The sequence below is a fragment of the Bacteroides muris (ex Afrizal et al. 2022) genome (assembly GCF_004793475.1).
GTDB lineage: Bacteria > Bacteroidota > Bacteroidia > Bacteroidales > Bacteroidaceae > Bacteroides > Bacteroides muris.
On the sequence record NZ_SRYZ01000027.1, the window covers coordinates 34689 to 54330 of the forward strand.

The 19642-nt window shown below is 47.5% G+C and carries 21 protein-coding genes, 1 tRNA gene and 1 pseudogene; 3 read left to right on the forward strand and 20 right to left on the reverse strand.

Features of this window, described 5'->3' with window-relative positions:
• Positions 1 to 39 precede the first annotated feature (39 nt).
• Positions 40 to 1332, forward strand: coding sequence for a C10 family peptidase (locus tag E5355_RS12190; protein WP_135035935.1), 1293 nt, complete (start codon positions 40 to 42; stop codon positions 1330 to 1332).
• Positions 1333 to 1439: 107 nt separating this feature from the next.
• A complete protein-coding gene (locus E5355_RS12195) occupies positions 1440 to 1802 on the forward strand; it encodes a hypothetical protein (RefSeq protein ID WP_100262770.1) in 363 nt (120 codons plus the stop codon).
• 106 nt (positions 1803 to 1908) lie between these two features.
• Here the strand turns inward: E5355_RS12195 and E5355_RS12200 are convergent, their stop codons facing one another.
• The 14 genes from E5355_RS12200 to E5355_RS12270 all read right to left on the reverse strand — a co-directional run bounded on the left by E5355_RS12200 (position 1909) and on the right by E5355_RS12270 (position 12178).
• On the reverse strand, positions 1909 to 3078 hold the full coding sequence (locus E5355_RS12200; protein WP_135035932.1) for a hypothetical protein: 1170 nt from the start codon (positions 3076 to 3078) through the stop codon (positions 1909 to 1911).
• Between the two features lie 25 nt (positions 3079 to 3103).
• Positions 3104 to 3343 carry a hypothetical protein gene (locus E5355_RS12205; protein ID WP_135035929.1) on the reverse strand — a complete coding sequence of 80 codons (240 nt, stop codon included), beginning with the start codon at positions 3341 to 3343 and terminating at the stop codon, positions 3104 to 3106.
• Positions 3327 to 4208: a hypothetical protein gene (locus E5355_RS12210; RefSeq protein ID WP_135035926.1), complete on the reverse strand. Its 882-nt coding sequence runs from the start codon at positions 4206 to 4208 to the stop codon at positions 3327 to 3329. Before E5355_RS12210 ends, E5355_RS12205 begins: the two co-directional genes overlap by 17 nt.
• 10 nt (positions 4209 to 4218) lie before the next feature.
• A complete protein-coding gene (locus E5355_RS12215) occupies positions 4219 to 5448 on the reverse strand; it encodes a hypothetical protein (RefSeq protein WP_005682983.1) in 1230 nt (409 codons plus the stop codon).
• Positions 5445 to 6215 (reverse strand): N-6 DNA methylase, encoded by a 771-nt coding sequence (locus tag E5355_RS12220; protein ID WP_005682985.1) that lies wholly within the window; start codon positions 6213 to 6215, stop codon positions 5445 to 5447. The genes E5355_RS12215 and E5355_RS12220 overlap by 4 nt, the downstream gene beginning before the upstream one ends.
• A gap of 1 nt (position 6216) precedes the next feature.
• Positions 6217 to 7023, reverse strand: coding sequence for a DUF4121 family protein (locus E5355_RS12225; protein WP_135035923.1), 807 nt, complete (start codon positions 7021 to 7023; stop codon positions 6217 to 6219).
• A gap of 1 nt (position 7024) precedes the next feature.
• The gene (locus E5355_RS12230) at positions 7025 to 7288 is read right to left on the reverse strand and encodes a hypothetical protein (protein ID WP_005682987.1); all 264 of its coding nucleotides are present in this window, start codon (positions 7286 to 7288) and stop codon (positions 7025 to 7027) included.
• 279 nt (positions 7289 to 7567) lie between these two features.
• A complete protein-coding gene (locus tag E5355_RS12240) occupies positions 7568 to 7858 on the reverse strand; it encodes a DUF4120 family protein (protein WP_005682988.1) in 291 nt (96 codons plus the stop codon).
• A 94-nt stretch (positions 7859 to 7952) separates the two neighbouring features.
• Entirely contained in the window at positions 7953 to 8432 is a 480-nt protein-coding gene (locus tag E5355_RS12245) for a hypothetical protein (RefSeq protein WP_135035920.1), read from the reverse strand.
• A 48-nt stretch (positions 8433 to 8480) separates the two neighbouring features.
• Complete coding sequence (locus tag E5355_RS12250) at positions 8481 to 9455, reverse strand: hypothetical protein (RefSeq protein ID WP_057099532.1); 975 nt, start codon at positions 9453 to 9455, stop codon at positions 8481 to 8483.
• Positions 9456 to 9543: 88 nt separating this feature from the next.
• Positions 9544 to 9780 carry a hypothetical protein gene (locus E5355_RS12255; RefSeq protein ID WP_016271634.1) on the reverse strand — a complete coding sequence of 79 codons (237 nt, stop codon included), beginning with the start codon at positions 9778 to 9780 and terminating at the stop codon, positions 9544 to 9546.
• 72 nt (positions 9781 to 9852) lie between these two features.
• Positions 9853 to 10740 carry a hypothetical protein gene (locus E5355_RS12260; RefSeq protein ID WP_057098517.1) on the reverse strand — a complete coding sequence of 296 codons (888 nt, stop codon included), beginning with the start codon at positions 10738 to 10740 and terminating at the stop codon, positions 9853 to 9855.
• A gap of 3 nt (positions 10741 to 10743) precedes the next feature.
• Positions 10744 to 11874 carry a hypothetical protein gene (locus tag E5355_RS12265; RefSeq protein ID WP_135035917.1) on the reverse strand — a complete coding sequence of 377 codons (1131 nt, stop codon included), beginning with the start codon at positions 11872 to 11874 and terminating at the stop codon, positions 10744 to 10746.
• 19 nt (positions 11875 to 11893) lie between these two features.
• Complete coding sequence (locus tag E5355_RS12270) at positions 11894 to 12178, reverse strand: hypothetical protein (RefSeq protein WP_057098515.1); 285 nt, start codon at positions 12176 to 12178, stop codon at positions 11894 to 11896.
• 24 nt (positions 12179 to 12202) lie between these two features.
• Here E5355_RS12270 and E5355_RS20375 point away from each other — a divergent pair.
• Positions 12203 to 12396, forward strand: a pseudogene (locus tag E5355_RS20375) (hypothetical protein).
• 80 nt (positions 12397 to 12476) lie between these two features.
• Here the strand turns inward: E5355_RS20375 and E5355_RS12275 are convergent.
• From E5355_RS12275 to sppA, 6 genes are all read right to left on the reverse strand, one after another.
• Positions 12477 to 13712, reverse strand: coding sequence for a site-specific integrase (locus E5355_RS12275; protein WP_057098514.1), 1236 nt, complete (start codon positions 13710 to 13712; stop codon positions 12477 to 12479).
• A 472-nt stretch (positions 13713 to 14184) separates the two neighbouring features.
• A tRNA-Phe gene (locus tag E5355_RS12280) sits at positions 14185 to 14260 on the reverse strand.
• A gap of 143 nt (positions 14261 to 14403) precedes the next feature.
• Complete coding sequence (gene thiL / locus E5355_RS12285; protein WP_136010570.1) at positions 14404 to 15453, reverse strand: thiamine-phosphate kinase; 1050 nt, start codon at positions 15451 to 15453, stop codon at positions 14404 to 14406.
• A gap of 6 nt (positions 15454 to 15459) precedes the next feature.
• On the reverse strand, positions 15460 to 16269 hold the full coding sequence (locus tag E5355_RS12290) for a purine-nucleoside phosphorylase (RefSeq protein ID WP_136010571.1): 810 nt from the start codon (positions 16267 to 16269) through the stop codon (positions 15460 to 15462).
• On the reverse strand, positions 16208 to 17338 hold the full coding sequence (gene lpxK, locus E5355_RS12295) for a tetraacyldisaccharide 4'-kinase (protein ID WP_136010572.1): 1131 nt from the start codon (positions 17336 to 17338) through the stop codon (positions 16208 to 16210). Before lpxK ends, E5355_RS12290 begins: the two co-directional genes overlap by 62 nt.
• Positions 17339 to 19108 carry a signal peptide peptidase SppA gene (sppA, locus tag E5355_RS12300; RefSeq protein WP_136010573.1) on the reverse strand — a complete coding sequence of 590 codons (1770 nt, stop codon included), beginning with the start codon at positions 19106 to 19108 and terminating at the stop codon, positions 17339 to 17341. It abuts the gene before it with no gap.
• Between the last annotated feature and the right edge of the window lie 534 nt (positions 19109 to 19642).

Genomic DNA, 19642 nt, shown 5'->3' on the forward strand with positions numbered 1-19642 from the left:
GATCCTTTTTTAACTGATAATTATAATAAATTGTAATGTATGAGAAAATTATATTTAATTAAATTGCTTATTGTCGTGATTTCTTTTTCTTCGTGTCAAGAATCAGAAAATGTAGAGTCTATATCCAAATTGACAAGTAATCCTTATAAAATAAGTGTAGATGAAGCAAAAGATATTGTTTTAGATTTTATGCAAGTATTTCAAGGTTCAGATAGTTGTAAAACAAGAACAAAAATGAGAAATCTTGAGATTGAAAGTGTTGAAATTGTTGATGCAAATAAAGTTATTACTAGAAGTGTTGGTATAGAAGATACCTTACTTTATGCTGTTAATTTTTCTAATAATGGTGGATATGTATTAGTGGGTGCTGATAGGAGAACTGAACCCATTTTTGGAGTCATAGATAATGGCTCTTTTTCTGAGAAAAGTGTTGAAGAAAATCCTAACTTCGCATATTTTCTCAATCTGGCATTAGGAAAAGCCGTATATGATGTTAAAACTAGTACTACTAAGGCTGTCAATCTGGGTATAGGTGATTATGATAATGTTTATGGAAGTGCTTACCATTTGACAAGCAAATGGGGGCAAGGTGCACCGTATAATGTATATTGTCCTGGCCCATATACAGGTTGTGTGGCTGTAGCTGTAGCGCAGATCTTATCTTATTTCCCTGTTATTGGAAATGTTAGTTGGCAAGATAATTTAGCTTCTGGAAGTGCAATTCTTCATTGGAATCAAATACAAAGTGATTGTTTTAAAAATGATGGCAGACTGAATACGTTTACAACTCCACAATCAGCAAATGAGATTGCACATTTAATGAGATATCTAGGTGTTGTGTTAAAAGCTGAATACAAAGATGACGGTACATCCATGGAGTCAAAAGATGCTATAAATTGGATAAATGATTGGACTTCTTTAAAAGCAACAAAACTGAAGGAATATAATGCCAATGAAATTTTTATGGCTGCAAATTTCTTTTCTAATAAATTAGTTTATATGAGAGGAAATAGGGGGAAAAATGATTTTTTAGGAATTACTATAAAATATACAGGTGGTCATGCTTGGGTGGCTGATGGTGCATTTTCTGCAAGAAGGAAAAGTGATAATAAGTTTGTGAATCTTTACCATTTTAACTGGGGATGGGATGGAAGTAACAATGGTTATTTTTTGGCTACTGTTTTTGATAGTTCTAATCCTGCCATTAAGGATTCTGAATTGCCTGGATACTTAAGTTTGGATGATGATGGAACACCTGGTAATTATAAATATAACGTGGAATATTCTGTGATAGAGAATCCAAATATTTCGGGTGGTGGAACTATTCAATAGTAACAGCTATGTATTATTCTAAATGCATACTATGTTTCATATCTATAATATTCTTCTTAGTTTCATGTAAAGAAACATGTGATACTACTCCTTTCAATTTTCATTGTTTGATAAGAGTAGTTGGTGGGGATGATAGTTCGTCTTTTAAAAAGAAGCCTGATCAAATATACGAGATTGTAACAAATTTGTTAGAACCACGTAATGCTAAAATAGTAAACTTTGTTTATTTGGAAAATTATGATTGTATTGATATTCAAGTGCAGGAATATATTTCTAACATAAAAAATGGCATTGTTAACTATGTTTTAGAAATCCAATATCCGAATGGGATTCGAATGCCAAAAGATACAATTAGAGTTGAGTATAAGTTTGAGATGAACCAATCGTATATAATTAGTGCATTTTGTAATGACAAAGAACCGAAATACATGGCAGAAGACGTAATCGTATTTGAAATGAAGAACAAATAGATTTAAAGTTATGTAATGAGTAAATGTAGTAGATTTGCTTAACGTGAATATATAGAACTTTTTTCAGGCGACTGACAGAAAGCGGTTTCTGTCAGTCGCCTGATTATTAGATGTTATTTATTAGTTGGTTTACCCGGTTCATAAGTTGTCCCGATATCTCGTGCAGTTCCCGGCACCGTTCCGGCTCCTGTTCCCGTGCGAAAGCGGTGATGCCCTGCGTCAGCTTCCACAGGGTGGCCCCTCCGGTCACTCCGTCCTCCGGATTGTTGTTCATCAGTAATTTTTCCACTTCACGCCCTTCGCTCTTCAGCAGGCCGCCTTTCTGCACCAGTTGTTTGAGCTCCTTGTCGAAGTCCACATCTATTTCCGAAGCGCCCTGTATTTCGATGGCTTTCTGCATAAGTGTATCCTTGTTGTACAGTCCTTTGGTCAGGTCCGATACTGCCGATACGGTGGTCTGCGTGTCCAGCTCGTAGGTTTTCTGTGACAGTGCCAGTGAATCGGGCAGTCTTGCCCCCAGATGCACCTGCCGCATGACGGATTCACGTACCATCCCGTTCAGGCATGCCCCGTTGAGCAGGAACGAACGCATGTCCACGGATCCGTTGCCATAGTCGGAAGTGGAAAAGCGTGCCCCGGCAAAGATGATGACCGTCCCGTTCTTTCTGGTGGGAATCTCAATGGGGGTGGGCAGGATGGTCTCGCACCAGACCTTGGTGTCATTCATGTAGGCGTCCGATACGACCGCCCCCTGATTGGCCGCCTCCCGGATGAATGCGGTCAGGATATCCACCGAATTGAGCCGTCGGTACGAGTCGGACAGTACGCCCCGCACTTCCATGCCTACCGCCCGGATAAGTACCCGTGTGCGCGCGGTCCAGCCCGAATGTTCGTTAAGGATGGTGGCGCAAAGCTGTTTCTGCCATACATCGCCACCGGACAGTTCGCGCAGGTACTTGGCCGGCACCCCCATCTTCTCCGAAATCTGGCTGATGGCATTGCCGTGCAGACTGAAATTTCCCTCCGGCATGGTCATTTGCACCCGGTCCGACGCGCGGAATGAAATGACAGGCTGTTTCTCCTTGCCGCGCAGGTTCACCCCGATGGGGGCGATGAAGTCCTGCGCTATTTTTCCTTCGTCAAGCAGCCGTGCGATGGTCTCCATGACCCCCTGCCGTTTGCCTTCCACCATCCGTTGTACCTTGTTTACGACCACCTGGTTCAATCCCTGCTGTTTTTCTACCGATGCAGGATTCGGCATTACTGTTACTTCCATATTCTTGTTCTTTTAATTGATAAGTTTATTTCTTTATTCTCCATCCGTTCCTGTAATGGATGGTCCTGATTCCAGTCCGCACATACCCCTGATTCTTGTCATGCCTGTATTCGTACATGAGCAATGCATGGTTTATTGCGGGCAGCTCACCTTTCTCCCTCAGTTTGTCCAGACGCGGCTTTGCCGCCTCCAGACAGGAAAACCCGCCGAAGAAGCGGTTGCCCGTCATGTTGTAGAGTTCGATAAAATCATAATTTGTTCCCATGGCCTGTCTTGTTTTGGACGGGAGGTTCCATCCCGTATTTTTTCATGAAGCGGATATATTCCTTCTCACTGTATCCGGTCATTCCGAACAGTTCGTAGTAACCGTGTATGAAGGTCTTTTCCGTTCTCGCCTTGTGGGGACTGACGTTCTTGTGGCAGCAGACAATGTGCCTGACGAAGCGGTAACACTTGCACAAGTCCTCCCAGATGGTGTATTCCCTGTCCGTATGAGGTTCGTAATAGCCGCAGGAGAGGTTGATGCAGGATACGGACAGTCCCCTTGCCTTCAGGGTATGCACGTCCGTGCTCAGCCCGCTTGCCGGGTGATACCCGTATCTGCCGGGACTGACGGTCTCCAGGAATTCCTCCGAGCAGAGTTCCATCCCGTGGACTCTTGTAATGATGTCACCGTTGCCCTTGCGGTCACATCCGATGACGAAGCGGCAGTCCGCAAAGAAATCCATGTCGGCTTTCCGGCTGCCTATGCATCCGTTTTCTTCCTGTACGAAGAAAGCACATTTCATCGCCTTGAAACTTTCCAGGCACTTCAAACAGACCCAGATGCCGTTCTTGTCATCGGCACCGATTCCGGTCATCCGTCTGTGTTTATGGTCGTATCCGACAATCATCGATTCCGCGACAAGGTGGGCTGCATACGTGCCTGTCTTGCGGCGGTGCACTTCGTCCATGTGTGCCACGACACAGGGGTAGCTTTTCCGGTTGCCTTTGACCGCGTAGATGTTGCCATGCCTGTCTTTCCGGTAAGCGATTCCCATGCGTCTGAGCTCGTCCGTGATAAACCGGGCCATCCGCTTCTCCCCGCCTGAGGGAGAAGAGATGTTGTAAAGGGCCATTAATCTTTCCATATTCTGATATTTAAGAGGTGAATAATTTCTGAATTTGCAGGTAGCTTTTGAATCCGGGTATGGGCCGTCCCTTTTTGAACAGCGTGGAGGGATAGATTTTTCCCTTGTATTCCACCGGAGTCCCTTTCATGATCGTGCCGAAGGCCGTTTGTGTATAATAGAGGGGGTAACACACGTTGCAGTACAGTCTGTTGCTGTCCTCATGTATGCCTCCGCATTGTGGGCATACATACCTCAAGGCTGTTGCACACCCCTGTGTGTGCTGGCAGGAGGCGATCGCCGTACAGCCGTTGTGATTGGTCAGTTCCAGCCTGCTACCGTTCAGGTGGATGTAATGGAACGTATCCAGATAGGGAACCCCTTTTTTGTGCCACCGGAATGCCGGCACCTTCACCGACAGCCGGACATGCACTTCCGTGCCGGGTTCCTCTGCCATTCCGGGTATCTGGCTCATGCTGATGAAATCTTCCGGATGCGTATAGTCGTTGTATTTCTTCCGTAGGTTGATGCCGAGGCTTCCCGCCTGCTCCCTGATCAAATCCATGACAAAGGCATGTGACGTATAGATACGGTCCAGTACGGAAACCTGTATGGCCGGCATTCCGGTTGTGTTCCACACGGCTTTCCTCCATACGACGGCCCTTCCGATCACGTTGTTCCCTTCGTCCCTCGCTACCAGGATGCCGGCACCCGCGAAGTTGGCGTAGAAATCCGCCGCATTGCGCGCCTTGTCTTCGTACCGCATACATGAATTGTGCAGGGTGGACGTGTCTCCGTCCGTAATGGAACTGTAGTTGGATTCCTGATAGGCGTCCAGGAAATCATTCATTCCCGTATGCAACCTGACGGAAACTTTGCTGTCGAGCGTGATGGCGCTGCGGAAATAACTGATCTCGCAGGATGTGTATTCCCGCAGGTTCTTGAACTGTTCGATGAAGGTGGATGGTTCCAGGTCTGTCCGGTTTTCAGGGAACCAGGGTGCCTGAGGGTTGTTCCTGTCCGGGAAATTGGGATGTTCCGGGTCCTTGTTGAAGGCGGTGAACACAATCCGGATTTTCCGGAAGGAACCGCAGTCCGTCCACTTCCGTTTGGTGGACAGGAAATTATAGGATCCGCGGATAATCTCCTGCGCCGGGCGGTTTTTCTTCAACTCGGACAGGATGTCCGCCGCGATCACACTTCCGTTTGCCGCCGCATGCGTCAGACGGGATTTCAGTTCGTTGCTTGCATAAAGTCTCATGATATTGTTTTTTTAGAAGTTAAACATGCGGGACGGGATACCGGGGCATCCTTCCGCTTTTGGAATTGTGCCATACGCTGTTTCAGGCCGGAAAGGGGGATGTTCCGGCTTGTCCGGTATTCGTCCTCGCTCATTTTCCGGATGGTGGGAATGCCGGTCGTCGTCAGGACAGGATTCACGAACCATCCGTCCTTGAAGTCCTCGGGGAGCAGGCTGTCATGCTGGATGACCTCGCCCACGCATCCGTGTATGAGCATGTTGCAGACGGTCATCAGGCAGCAGGTACGGCTGATGTCCTCCGCAACCAGGTAATTGCCCAAGTTGCGTACGTGGTACGCCAGTAGCAGCCTTCCGCTTCCGCAAGTCGGGTCATTCATCCGTTTGCCGGTCGTTTTCTCATCCGTACCGGTACATTGTACCATCAGGTCACAGATGTGCACGGGGGTGAAGAACTGTCCGTGCGCCTGCTGCCCGCCCCGGGAAGAGAGGGCCATGAACAGGTCACCGAACGCGTCGAACCACTCACGGGTCTGCAATTCCCGCTGCATGAGCTGTATCCATCCGGCAAGCAGTTCCATGAAGAAACGGTTCTGCTGCCGTTTGTATTTCCAGTCCTTGACGGGCGGCGCACCGGGTGAGAACCCGTGGGTGACGTAACGCAGGAAATCGTTGAAGACGGACATCGGCTCGTATCCGTTCGAATATGCGAAATCGCAGATAAGCTTCTCAAGCGGACGTAACGCTTGCGGAGTGTTGTACTGTGCCATATTATTCTGATTTTTTATAGATGGTTACTGTATGCCCGTCATGGTCTGTCCGTATCCTGACGGGGGAAACACCAAGGAAAGAGAGGTGGGTTTCCGCTTTCAGCATGTTCCATTCCCATGCGGGGAGTTCCTTCCATTCCATCCGGTATCCCCATAGTATGAACAGGCCTTGGCGGAATCCGTCGAAAAGTCTTCCGTGCAGGATCCCGACCATCCGGTCCAGTTCTTCCTTGGAGTAGACAGTGAATGATTCGTTCCGGTAAATGAACGCGCCTGCCGGCTCAATGTCCTGCCGGCGTTCGATGAGGTATTTTGTCCATTCTTTTGTGGTGTACTCTCCGTACAAGGGTTCAGGTTCCGTATATTTCCATGCCCTGACGGATGTGTGGAACAGGACCGCGCCGTTCTCGTGTCTTCCGGTATGCCCCCATGTCCGGAACTGTTTGCCGCGTATGCCGTCCGGAAGTAATAATCCCGGGTCTGTCGTAACCCAAGGTCCTCCTTCCGTGTTATAACAGGTCCGTCCTTCTTTCTCATGGCAGAACGGCATCCGGGGAAGAAGGCAGAGCTGGGCTTCCCGGCCATCGCTTCTTTCAATGTGCGCCTGCGGATAGTAGTCGCCGCCACGGGTGGTATAAGTGACGGTGTCTCCGGCTACGGGTGCCGGGTTCTCTTCCCGCTCTTTCCGCATCCTGAAGATCAGCCGGTTCACTTTCTCCACATCGCGCTCCTCTATGGAACATGCGCATCCTTCACGCTCATTGAGCCGGACCAGGCTTTTCAGGTCATAAAAGTTACTGTATTCCATGTCATGACCGGTTTTGTTGGTACAATCCGACCTGGCGGGCAACCATGTCACAGAATTTCTGTCCGTTCTCCTTCTCGCTTCTGAAATAGGCGATCATGTCCCAGAGGTTCCGGTTGAAATAGCCGGTCCATTTCTCGTAGTAGTGGCTTCCGTCGACCTTCCCGAACGTTTCTTCAAAAAGCGCGGGAGTCAGTTCCTCATCCCCGTGATGGTTGTATTGCCACAGGGAGACAAGCAGCATTTGGTTGTAATCCAGTGTTTCCATATCTGTTCTTTTTTAGTGAGACATCTGCCTACACGGGTAGGCATTTTTATTTCTTGATGTCTTTCCTGTCTGTTTGCCGGGGATTGTACAAGGCTTGGCGAAAGAAAATACCGGAGCGGAGCGAGGATGATTTTCTTTCAGCCAACCCAGCCCCTGCAAGGGGCCGCCTTGCGCAATCATCCCGGCAAACGGCTATCTTTACAGCAAGAAATGAAAAAGCGGACCTCAGCTTTTCAGTTCTGAAGTCCGCTTTCCGGTCATTTTGGAATTTCATGCTTTTCAGGTATGTATCTGCCATCCGTGGAACGGCTGCAATGTTACGGCGAACGATCTGTCAGGAATTCCGTGATAGAGCAGACCTCCCACGATACCAGTTTTTCCGTCGGGATAGCGTTGTGTGAAGCCGAACGAGTATGGGGCATGGTCATAACAGAGTGAAATCTCGCTGGGCCGGTCGGGATTTTCCTCCCAACTCTTCAACCGGTCCAGACATTTTTGGAGCGAGGTGTCGCCGATGGATTCAGCATAGCGCTTTACATTCTCGAAATGTTCTTCATTCAGGATTTTCATGACTTTTGCGTTTTATCTGTTAAACAATGAAGAAGCGGACCTCGGCTTTTCCGCTTTGAAGTCCGTTCTCCGGTCATTTTGGGATTTCATGCTTTCAAATGAAAGGCAAGGCGGTGTCTTCCAACATGGGGGCCAGCATCCGGCACATCTCGTAAGCCGCCCTGTTGCGCCCGTCAATATGGCTCGGCTCACGTTTTGCCATACCGATGATGCATGCTTTCATCACTCTGAAGAAAGCCTGTTCCAATGTCTTGTGAAAATAGGGAAGGGTTTCGGCGAAACGTTCCGGATTGAACCCCATGTCATTCAACGCCTGTTCCAGTTTCCTGGCCGTCTTGTATTCACGGCTTTCCTCCAGTCGTTCCGGAATGTCGCCGAAACGGGCTGTATGCAACTGGCGTTCCAGCTCGGTAACGGCTACTGAAAGTAGTAGTTGGATGGCGGCGACATTGCCGATTCCGAATTTCTGACCGTCGGTTGTGTGGAACTCGATTATGTCCACAGTACCGTTTTCCTGCATTCTCTTGTAGTGGGCAAGATTCTCGCCCAACATTTTTGCTTTTTGATTGTCCATAATCTTATTTTTTGAATTGGTATTTGATTCGTTCTTGTGTAGTTGTTTTCAGTCAATCCAGAATGTGCCGCAATGCGGACATTTGGTTCCACATGGGAAACTGTTTATATAATAGGTGTTCCTGTGACGCTTATGGTTCATGTCTCCCAAGGTGCATCCGCCTTCCCGGAATCTTTTTTCATAAAGGGCTTCCTGTTTCTGATGCTCGCTCATGCGGCTTTTCCGCATGGTGGACTTCAACGGCTTCATTCCGGTTTCCCACCGGGTGGAATCACACCAGCTGTTCAGCATCCCGCAGATTTCATTGGCATAGGAATAATGCACTTGGGAGTCCGTAAAGAGGTTGTCCCTGCAAAACGGGAGGGTGATGTCCGTTGGCAGCCTGACATGGTATCCTGCACCGTTGCGGCTGTCCGCAATGGCAACGATGACATCTCCGTAGAACCGGATGCGCTTGAAATCATTTCCGGTATCTCCCGTGAGCAGTCTGGAGAATATGGCATTGAAATAGATGCGGAGCTCGCCTCCGTATGGGGCATTGGCCAGAAGCTCATGAAGCTCATCGGCAAACTGCCCTTTCTTCAGCTTGAGCGCCCGCCTGATTTTACGGAGGGAGATGGCTTCGGACTCTTTGCGTGCGTTACTTCCGTACACGTATCCTTCTATCTCCACTCCCAGGGAATAGAACATGTTGGTGACGGCGGAGTTGTCTATCAGCTCATCTGTCGGATCGATGCTGTTCCGTTCGTAAAGCAGGTCTTTTATGCCTTCTTCATTTCGGGCATATTCGTCGGCTTTTCCGTCCGCTTCCATGGCTTTCCTTATATCTGCAAGATACCCTTGCAGGTTGTCGTGCTCCTGTTCGGCATACCATTCCCAGACCTGTTCTTCCAATGGATGGAGGCTGTTCCGGCGGATACACCGTTCCTGCAAGTCCTCACGGCTGTCCAGATTCTCATTGTAGTCCACATAATAGAGGCTGACATATCGGGGGACATAGTCTTTCCAGGATTTCGGGGGCATATTCAGACTGCTTCCTGTCCGGTGGCCTCCTGTTGATTGTGGATGGGAGTTTTCTGTCAAGATTGTTGTGTTCATTTGTCTATTCAGATTATTGCCCGGCGGGGGCATTGACTGTACGCACTTGGGAAAGTTGCAGTTTCACCACCTTTATTTTTTCAATCAGTTCATTCTCTCTTCGGAATGACGGGGTACATTTTGTACGCCGCATCCCGGCTCCCCAGGGGATTTTGTCACACGCCTTTCTCAGGCGTGCCCTTTCGGTGTCCAGGGCGGACTCCAGACGTGCAAGTTTGCGTTGCAACGATTCTTCGGTCATTGTTTTCATGATTCCATCATTTTTTTGAGATATGACGACTGCCGTTATCGGGCTGTCGCCATACCGGGTTGATTATTCAATTTACATTTCCGCCTTTTCTCTTCTGATATTGCGTAAGGCGTATAGCAGGTACAGGAACAAGTCCCTGTCATAAATCCGGAAGAAGAACGGCTCTTGCGTTTCCTTGACCGTTCCGGTAAATGATACGGACTCCCGGTTCATGGGGAACTGGAGAAGTTTTCCGTTTGCCAGCAGGGTGTGCCTTCGTTTTTTTGCCTCTTCCAGAAAGATTTCCATATCATCCCGCCTCTTGTGTGCGGAGAAATAGAGGAAATGATGGCGGCGCAGGCTGAGCAGGATTTCCGCCATGTTTTTTCTTGCGTTTCGGATATCCGGCTCCTCATCCGGGCCGGTGACCAGGTTGCAGATGAATTTTTTCTCTCCGTCCGTATCAGTGAAGAAATAGGGTGTGAGAAGATACTGCCTGTTTGTTTTGCCGGTAATGGCACAGGCCGGCCCTTTGGTGACACCGCCTCTGAAAGTGAGGCTCCGGTAATGTCCCTCCATCTGCCTTTCCAGTTCTTTTCTGGGTGTGGTGACGGAGCGCAGTCCGGTGAAATAACGTCCTTCCACATGAAAACAGAATGTGTACAGGTCTCTGAAGCAGGGCTCGCCGATGAAAAAGAAATTTCTGGTATGTCGGACGGGCGGCAGCATATCCATGTTCTCATAGTATTGGCTTTCTGTTATTTCCTTGAACGGAAGGCACTTGGATTTCAAGTGGATACGGAACATCTTGTCTGCCGTGTTCCTTGAGACGGTGACAAGCCGGGGATTGTCCTCTCCGGCTCTCAGCTCTTCCAGCGTCTTGTGGGTATAATCGCAGTGTATGCCGTCCGACATGGAGGTAAGGAAGCTCCCGTCGAAACGGTACGGGTCGATGACGAATCCGGGTCTTGCATTTTTCATGGCTCAGATGTTTTGAAGATTCAACACTCTCTTGGCGGCACTGAGTGCATTGGAGGTAAGCTGCCGTTGCCATGCCTTGTTTTTGGGTGACCAGCGGAATCCGGCGGATTTCAGTTCCTTGCGTCTGCTGTCTTCGGGAATTCTGTCAAACAGGATCTGAAGGCGGTCTTCCCCATAGTTCCATACAAGTGTTCCGCCCTCGAACGGCACTTCCTTGCTTTCCTGACTTTGCACCGCTTTCAACTTTTCGCGCATCCGTTCCGCAAGTTCCGGCAATTGGAAGAATTTGTTTCTTTGGGTGATGACGGGTTTCTTCACCCTTGCGTTATATTCGGAAATGAAGTCCACCGCTCTGCGGACGATTTCCACTTCCCCGTGATTGGCAAGGGTGGATACCTTGTTCAGGATGCTGCTGACGAACAGGGCACGGCTGTAGCCCCGGCATTGTCCGGTATCAATCCCGTGGATGGTGTCGGCGCTGCTCCTGATGTCGCGTTTGAGCGTCTGCCATGCCTTTTCCCGCTTCTCTTCCTCCGGTCTGGCGGTTTCCTGTTTCCGTTTGACGGATGCAAGGACCTTTTGCCGCCAATCGCGGAATTCCTCGTAGCGGTTCCGGTAGCTTTTGTTCATTTTTTCCTGCCTGCGGTAATCAAATCCGCCCCGTCCCGTCACCATCGGGTTGGCGCAGCGCGAGAGGGCCGAGAGCTGGGCGGACAGCCTTTGCCGGTAGGCGGTGATATAGGTTTCCCGTTCCCCTTCCGGCATGAGTTGCAGGTCATTGTGCAGCTCCTCCCCGTAAACCATGATGTCCGTTTCTCCGCGAATCTCCGGATCGAAGGAACTCCAGGCGTATGCGTCGCAGGCCTGTTTCCACATATCCTCCAGATAGCCCGGATGTTTGAATGCTATGGCTTCCCAGTCTTTGAAGTTACTGGAATGCAATTCATTCCGGTCTTCCGGATTTCCGTACAGATGTACAAAGTGGTGCATCCCGTGATGCTCCTTTCTGAAATGGAACGGTACGGGAGGATGGTCCGTACCCTTTTCCCGGACCATCGTGACCCGGTGTGCGTTCTCTGCGGTAAGGTCCGTTACTTGTTCTTCCCGGACCTTTGTTGCTGTCGTTTCAGTCATAACCATTGCTTTTTTGATGTCAGCCGTAAATCATTTCGTCCAGTTCTTCGTCCGGCAGTGTGCGGATTTCCTCTTCCGTGCAATAGCAGGCTATGCTCTCGTCCAGCTCGAAAGCTGCCGGGTCGAGGCTTTTGATGCCATCCAGCAGTTCCTGTTCCAGCCTTTCTACGGAAACCGTATAGTTCCCGTCTTTGCCTTGTACTTCCCGTGCCGGATAACTCTTTTCCCGATAGACCAGTGTGGTGATTGCAGGATTCGTATTTTCCTGTCCTGTTCGTACTTTGGTTACTGTCATCTTGTTCATACTTCTACTGTTTTAAAGTTAGACATGACCGGCTCCGTGGAGCCAGTATTTCGGTTTCTTACTTGCCGGGCAGCCCTTTGCCTTGATTGTGCAAGGCTTGGCAAAAGAAAATACCGGAGCGAAGCGAGGATGATTTTCTTTTAGCCAACCAGCCCCTGAAAGGGGCCGCCTTGCGCAATCAGAGAGGCAAAGGGTTATCTTTGCGGGTAAGAAAATGAAAGAATGGCAGGTGTTTATGGATTTTCGGATACAAAAAAAGCCATCCTTGCGGGGACGGCTTTAATGGTGTGTTGTACGTCTATTGCGCCATACGTTCCTTTACATTGTTCATGGCTTCTTTCAGGCTGCTGTTCATGACCCGTGCGTAATGTTGGGTCATGCGTGTGGAGGCATGTCCGAGCATGACGGATACATCCTGCAAGGGAACGTTGTTGGCGAGCGTGACGGTGGTTCCGAAAGTATGGCGGGCCACATGCGTGGTCAGATTTTTCTTTATGCCGCAGAAATCGGCGATTTCCTTGAGGTAGCTGTTCATTTTCTGGTTGCATAAGACGGGCAGGCAGCATCCTTTCTTTATGCAGACCGGGTGTTCCCTGTATTTCTCCAATATGGCCAGGGGAATGGGCAGCAGCGGGATGTTGCTGATGGAAGACGCTTTTCTGCGGCGCTCCAGCTTGACCCTTCCTTTCCTTATCCACCAGTCCCCGAGATTGTCCTGCACCAGATTCTCATTGTTCAGGCCGGCTACATCGGAGAACGCCAGGCCGGTGAAGCAGGCAAAGACAAAGACATCCCTGACCAGTTCAAGCCGGGGAACCGTGAATTTTTTCTTTATGACGGTCTGTAGCTCGTCGTAGGTCAGGAATACCGGATCGGTCTCGTCCTGCTCCATCTTATAACCGTAAAAGGGATTCTTACGCATCCATTCCTTTGCCAATGCCATATTGGTGAATTTCTTGAAGCATTTCATGTAGCGGACTATCGTGTTCCGGCACAAGCCTCCTTCCGTTTTCAGGTAGATGTCGAACGCATGGATGAACTCCGGTGTCAATTCGTGGAAGGTGATGTCCTCCTTGCCATAATAGGAGGGGATAAGCTGCCGCAATTTTTTCACCACATTCTTATATCGGTTAATGGTGACAGGGGAATAGTCTATATTCACCAGGCTTTCCATTTCCTCGATGCCTTCCTGCATGGTGCCGAGCAGCGTACGCATTCCGGTATCTTTTCCGAAAACTCGTTTCAGGATTAGTTTCGGGGTAATCAGGGCCTGTTCCAATACCAGTTCCTTGTGTTTCTCAAGGGCACGGGCATGTAATTCCGCAATATAGGTGTTCAATGCGACGGATGCCCTGTCCCTGCCTTTGCTGCATCCTTTGGCCGCGTTCCATAAGTTCAGAGGCACGCTTCTTTGGATACGGGCATCGTCATAGTCTCCGTTGATGGTTATCCGCATCAGTACGGGCGCCTCACCGTTTTTCAACAATTTCGTTTTGAGCACGAAAAAAAGAATGTTCATTGTTCCTTGTTTCATCACTTTTGTTTTTTAGAAGTGTTACATCCAATTGTTTCGTCAAAACCGGATGGCATGAGGAGGTGAGACGAAGTGTTAAATTCGGTGGCTTTTTTGAGCGGCTTGTGGAAAAGCCATAGAAAAGCCATAAAAATCCCATTTTCCCAGGTTCGAATTGCCTTTGGTATCCCGGGTTCGATTCCTTTTTTTCATTCTGATGGGACATTCCGTAGTTTTAAACTTCTTTCACAATTTCAAGCTCATTCGGCCATGTGTGCAAAATTACTTTTTTACACCGGAGATTGATGTTGACAAATGGTTGAAAAACAATGAAATATGGTGCGTGTTTATGGCTTTTTTCAAAGCCTTAAAAAAAGCCACTGAATTGGCAAAATCCAACTTCACAAATATGTAATAAAATGCGTAACGAGGGTAAAAAAAGAACCCTTGAACTATCTCTAATTCAAGGGTTTTCTAAAAGTGAAAGCTTTTTTGGTGGTGCCACCAGGAATCGAACCGGGGACACAAGGATTTTCAGTCCTTTGCTCTACCAACTGAGCTATGGCACCATGTTTATCTCTTTTGCGGTTGCAAAGATAGTGAAACTTTTGTACTATACAATAGCTTTCATAATAAAAAACGCTGATAATTGGCTATGTGGCTAATTATCAGTGTTTATGATTTGAGAAAAAATATTGAAAAAGTTTTATAGCTATGCTTTTTCCGCTTCTTCTTCCTTCAAAGGATTCCATCCTTGTGCTTTGAGTTCAAACTCTTGGCCGTCACGGGTAATTAGTGCACAGCCTAATTCTGGTTTGGTGATATGGCCAATCAGCTTGACGCCTTCCATTTCGGCAACCTTTTCATGGTCGGCAATGGGGACGGTGAACAATAACTCATAATCCTCGCCTCCGTTCAGTGCACAAGTGCTCAGGTTCATATTGAATTCTTCTGCCATTACAGCTGTCTGATAGTCGATAGGAATATGTTCTTCGTAAACGCGGCAACCCACTTTGCTTTGGGTACAGATATGCAGTAATTCCGAAGAAAGACCGTCCGATATATCCATCATGGAGGTGGGTTGTATACCCTCTTCTGCCAGTTTCTGGATGATGTCACGGCGTGCTTCGGGTTTTAACTGACGTTCCAGAAGATACTCTTTCCCCGAAAAGTCCGGTTGCAAATCTTTGTCACCTCCTTTGAGAACCGCTTTTTCACGTTCTAAAAGTTGTAATCCCATGTAGGCGGCACCTAGGTTACCGCTGACACAAATCAGGTCAGTCACGCGGGCACCATTACGGTAGACTACTTTTCCTTTCTCCCCCTCGCCTATGCAGGTGATGCTGATGGTAAGCCCGGTATAGGAAGCGGAGGTGTCTCCTCCCACGATGTCAACATCATATTCTTCGCAAGCCAGACGGATACCGGTATAGAGTTCCTCCATGTCTTCTATACTGAAACGTTTGGATATACCCAAGGAAACGGTAATTTGCTTCGGCGTGCCGTTCATGGCATAGATATCGGAAAAATTGACTACAGCCGATTTATATCCCAAATGCTTGAGAGGTACATACACAAGGTCGAAGTGTACACCTTCCATCAGTAAGTCAGTAGTAACGAGTACTTCCTTTTCGGCCGAGTAGGAGAGGACGGCGGCATCATCTCCGACACCGTATCGGCTCGACTCGTTCTTTAGTTTTATGCTTTCGGTGAGGTGGTGGATGAGGCCGAACTCGCCGAGGGTGGCTATTTCTGTTCTCATGCTTTCTTATGCTCTATTAATTAGTTCCCGCATAATCTCTGTCATTCTCGGTTGTGCTTCGTCGGCAGCTTTCTGCACTTCTTCGTGAGAAACTTCTACGATTTTACCTTCCACACCCAGGTCTGTAATGACAGATACACCAAATACTTTGATTCCGCAATGATTTGCCACAATAACTTCTGGTACGGTGGACATGCCCACTGCATCAGCACCCAAAATGTGGAACAGCTTATATTCTGCAGGCGTTTCGAATGTAGGACCTTGCGTACCGATGTAGACACCGTGCTGAACCTTGATGTCCTTTTCTGCTGCAATAGCATCAGCCTTGCGAATCAGTTCTTTGTCGTATGCTTCGCTCATATCCGGGAAGCGGGGACCGTAGGGTATGTTTTTGCCACGCAACGGATGTTCGGGGAAGTAGTTTATATGGTCGGTGATAATCATCAAGTCGCCAATTTCAAAATCCGGGTTGGTACCGCCGCTGGCATTGGATACGAACAGAGTTTTGATGCCTAGTTCATGCATTACGCGTACGGGGAAGGTTACTTCCTTCATGGAATAGCCTTCATAGAAATGAAAACGTCCCTGCATCGCCATGATGTCCTTGTTGCCCAATTTGCCGAAGATGAGTTTTCCGCTGTGCCCCTCTACAGTAGAGACGGGGAAGTTGGGGATTTCTTCGTACTTTATTTCATACTTTTCGGTGATTTCGTTGGCAAGGCTGCCGAGTCCGGTACCGAGGATGATTGCTGTCTCAGGCTGGGTATGCATCTTTCCTTTCAGAAAGGCTGCTGTTTCTTGAATGCGCTCTAACATAGCCAATAATGTTTTGGTTAAATATATATTGTTGATTCTGTAAAATTTCTATTTCTATCGGCAGCACGTAGATGTGCGGCTTCAGTATTTCATCCAGTGTAGAATGAATCTTTAGCTTTGCCGCATCTTTTTCTGTGATGATTATCAGTCTTTTCCATTCTTCCAGATGCAAGAATTGCTCCTTTATCTGCGATAAATCCTTGGGGGTAAAGTCATGATGGTCATCAAATGCTAGTAAATTGACGTGTGAGGTGTAAGATTCTATTTCTTTCTGCAAGGGAGCGGGGGAGGCGATGCCTGTCACCAGCAGCACCTGCTCGTTTCCGGTGAAGCAGGAGAGAATTTTCCGGCTGTTCGTTTTCTCAGGAAATAGTGGCATCAACATCCCATAGCGGAATCTGGAGAAGTACAGTTGCTGGTATGGATAAAGATGAAGCCGCTTGGCGATGATGTTGAAGTCTATTGGCTTGATGTCATCCGGACATTTGGTGACGATGACTATCTGCGCCCGGTTTTTACTGCTTGAAGGTTCGCGGAGTCTTCCGGCAGGGAGCAAGGCATCGTCGCATAGTAATCGGTGAAAATCAGTCAGTAGAATGTTCAGTCCGGCTTTTACATGGCGATGTTGGAAGGCATCGTCTAGGATAATGGCTTCTACGGTGGGATTTTCCAGTCTCAGCAGTTGTTCAATACCGTGGCAACGGTTTTCGTCTACTGCTACCCATGCATTAGGGAATTTATTTTTAATTTGATATGGCTCGTCACCTATTTGCTGTACATTGCTCTTGTCATCGGCCAGTACATAGCCTCGGCTTTTACGCTTGTACCCCCGACTGAGGGTGGCTACATTCACTCCGTTTTTTTGTAATAGCTTTATCAGATATTCGGTATGTGGCGTCTTACCAGTTCCACCCACAGCAAGGTTGCCCACACATATTACTGGAACGTCAAAACTCTTTGACCGGAGCCAGCCCCAGTCAAAGAGTTTATTTCGCAAGCATACCCCTATCCCATAAAGCCATGATAGGGGATATAGCCAGTGATATATCTTAATAAAGTTTTCCTCCATTTATTGAATATTCAGTTCAAAGGGTACACGTGCTTGTATACGGTTATATTTGTCAAAATTCTCCAGGACGCTAATTTGCTGGTATATCGCACCCATTGTGCCTTTCAGCATGCGTACTTTGACGTAGTTACCTGGATTGGTGTTCATTAAGCTTTCAAAGAAACTTTTCTTTTTCGGATAACTCATCACAGTATAGGCATCTACTCCAGCCTTTGCAATGGCAATGTCTAAAGCTTTGTCTAAACCACCCAATTCGTCGACCAGTCCTAGTTCCTTGGCTTTGCTTCCGGTCCACACACGGCCCTGGGCAATTTTATTCAAGTTTTCCTTGCTGATGCCTCGGCCATCGGAGCAGCGGGTGAGGAAGAGGTCATATCCGTTGTTTACATACATTTGCATCAGCCCCTTTTCACTGTCATTCATCGGGCGTGTCAGCATGCCGAAGTCTGCGTATTTATTGGTTTTCACTACATCAAAGTTTATCCCGATTTTCTCAGTCAGCCCCTTTGCGTTGGGGAACATGCCGAAGATACCGATAGAACCCGTCAGTGTGGTAGGTTCAGCCACGATGGTGTCTGCATTGCAGGAAATGTAGTAACCTCCTGAAGCTGCATAGTCACCCATGGAAACAATGACCGGTTTCTCTTTCTTTAGTTCGTTGACTGCATACCATATCTGTTCTGAACCATAGGCGCTTCCGCCCGGTGAGTTTATGCGTAATACTACAGCTTTTATATCTTCATCATCTTTCAGCTTGCGCAGGTCTTTTATCACCTTTTTAGAGTTGATGCCTTCTTCGCTGGAGGCAGAAGATGAACCGCTATCAATTTCTCCATAGGCATAGTATACGGCAATCACATTTCCACTTTTGTCTTTGGGAACATTCTTCTTTACGTTAATCATGTCCTGTAAACCAAGTACGGGCATGCGGTCGTCTTTGTCGATGCCTACCATCGCTTTCAGGTAGTTGTGCACATCATTCTTATATATTAATGTATCGACCAGTCCGCATTGCACACTTTCTTCTGCGGGATAGAACATCAACATGCGGTCGGCAATGGCGTTCAGTGAGTCTACAGATATTTTGCGTGATTCTGCAACATCATTGGTCACTTCTCCCCAGATAGAGGTCAGGTAAGCATCGATTTGTTCACGGTTGGCAGGGCTCATTTCGGTAGAGATGAAAGGCTCTACAGCCGATTTGTAGGTACCTACTTTGAATATCTGCATTTCTACTCCGATTTTGGCCAGCAAATCCTTGAAGAACATGGGGGCAGCGGCCAAGCCCTTCCACTCGACCATACCTTGCGGGTTCAGCAACACCTTGTCGGCTACACTTGACAGATAATAAAGACCTTGGGAATAGCTGTCACCATAAGCCACGATGAATTTTCCCGATTCCTTGAAATCCTTCAATGCATTGCGTATTTCTTCGCATGAAGCAAATCCTGTACCTAGCGAAGTCGCTTCTATATAGATACCTTTAATGTCGTCATTCTCTTTTGCTTTTTTGATAGAGGAGAGTACATCATCCAGACCATAAGTCTTATAATTGTCTCCCATAAGGGCATCGAACGGATTGTCTTGGCTGCGTTCAGCCAGTGCACCATTCAAATCCAGCATCATAATGGAGTTTTTGCGTACTTGCGTTTCCGACTCCGAAGATGATACCATACTGAAAACCACCAGAATACTGATGAAAACTAAAACAACGACTGATACGATGATGCCGGTAATGGTGGCAAACGTAAATTTCAGAAAATCTTTCATTGCACTTTATTGTTTTTAGTATGCTAACTTTTAAAAGCTAACAAAGATAAATAATTAGGTTGATATTTACCCTATCTGTCGCTGAGTTTTTCTGTTTGTCACAGTATTGTGGCAGATTTCATTCTCTTTTCTTTTATCTTTGAAGTATGTCATTTCGTTCTTTATGGATAGTTAGTTTGTAAAATGCCAGAATATAATTGCTGTCTTCTTACTTTCTACCTTGTTTTTCCCTAAAAAACTAATCTTTCCACGGCAATGTTCTTTTCTTACCACAGCTGTGGTAAGAAAGAAACGCGGGTGTGGTAAGAAAGAAACATATCTGTGGTGAGAAAAGTTGTTCAGTAGTTCTCGTTTAGTATCCGGGCTTTCCGGATGTAGCCTTTCGCAGGTTTATTGTCAGTTTTCTTTGGGCTCCTCAAGCGTGGTGCCGGCCGTTCTGTGGTCTATGTCAAGGGGTGAACTTAGTATATTCCGATGCGCGCTCGTATATATATAATGTGTTCCTTACTTTTCTGTATTCTTTTTCCTTCAAGG

What these genes read in the sequence shown, in the direction of transcription:
- E5355_RS12190 (WP_135035935.1), top strand. Translation starts at nt 40, where the DNA reads ATGAGAAAATTATATTTAATTAAATTGCTTATTGTCGTGATTTCTTTT.
- E5355_RS12200 (WP_135035932.1), bottom strand. Translation starts at nt 3,078, where the DNA reads ATGGAAGTAACAGTAATGCCGAATCCTGCATCGGTAGAAAAACAGCAG.
- E5355_RS12205 (WP_135035929.1), bottom strand. Translation starts at nt 3,343, where the DNA reads ATGGGAACAAATTATGATTTTATCGAACTCTACAACATGACGGGCAAC.
- E5355_RS12210 (WP_135035926.1), bottom strand. Translation starts at nt 4,208, where the DNA reads ATGGAAAGATTAATGGCCCTTTACAACATCTCTTCTCCCTCAGGCGGG.
- E5355_RS12215 (WP_005682983.1), bottom strand. Translation starts at nt 5,448, where the DNA reads ATGAGACTTTATGCAAGCAACGAACTGAAATCCCGTCTGACGCATGCG.
- E5355_RS12220 (WP_005682985.1), bottom strand. Translation starts at nt 6,215, where the DNA reads ATGGCACAGTACAACACTCCGCAAGCGTTACGTCCGCTTGAGAAGCTT.
- E5355_RS12225 (WP_135035923.1), bottom strand. Translation starts at nt 7,023, where the DNA reads ATGGAATACAGTAACTTTTATGACCTGAAAAGCCTGGTCCGGCTCAAT.
- E5355_RS12230 (WP_005682987.1), bottom strand. Translation starts at nt 7,288, where the DNA reads ATGGAAACACTGGATTACAACCAAATGCTGCTTGTCTCCCTGTGGCAA.
- E5355_RS12240 (WP_005682988.1), bottom strand. Translation starts at nt 7,858, where the DNA reads ATGAAAATCCTGAATGAAGAACATTTCGAGAATGTAAAGCGCTATGCT.
- E5355_RS12245 (WP_135035920.1), bottom strand. Translation starts at nt 8,432, where the DNA reads ATGGACAATCAAAAAGCAAAAATGTTGGGCGAGAATCTTGCCCACTAC.
- E5355_RS12250 (WP_057099532.1), bottom strand. Translation starts at nt 9,455, where the DNA reads ATGCCCCCGAAATCCTGGAAAGACTATGTCCCCCGATATGTCAGCCTC.
- E5355_RS12255 (WP_016271634.1), bottom strand. Translation starts at nt 9,780, where the DNA reads ATGAAAACAATGACCGAAGAATCGTTGCAACGCAAACTTGCACGTCTG.
- E5355_RS12260 (WP_057098517.1), bottom strand. Translation starts at nt 10,740, where the DNA reads ATGAAAAATGCAAGACCCGGATTCGTCATCGACCCGTACCGTTTCGAC.
- E5355_RS12265 (WP_135035917.1), bottom strand. Translation starts at nt 11,874, where the DNA reads ATGACTGAAACGACAGCAACAAAGGTCCGGGAAGAACAAGTAACGGAC.
- E5355_RS12270 (WP_057098515.1), bottom strand. Translation starts at nt 12,178, where the DNA reads ATGAACAAGATGACAGTAACCAAAGTACGAACAGGACAGGAAAATACG.
- E5355_RS12275 (WP_057098514.1), bottom strand. Translation starts at nt 13,712, where the DNA reads ATGAAACAAGGAACAATGAACATTCTTTTTTTCGTGCTCAAAACGAAA.
- thiL (WP_136010570.1), bottom strand. Translation starts at nt 15,453, where the DNA reads ATGAGAACAGAAATAGCCACCCTCGGCGAGTTCGGCCTCATCCACCAC.
- E5355_RS12290 (WP_136010571.1), bottom strand. Translation starts at nt 16,269, where the DNA reads ATGTTAGAGCGCATTCAAGAAACAGCAGCCTTTCTGAAAGGAAAGATG.
- lpxK (WP_136010572.1), bottom strand. Translation starts at nt 17,338, where the DNA reads ATGGAGGAAAACTTTATTAAGATATATCACTGGCTATATCCCCTATCA.
- sppA (WP_136010573.1), bottom strand. Translation starts at nt 19,108, where the DNA reads ATGAAAGATTTTCTGAAATTTACGTTTGCCACCATTACCGGCATCATC.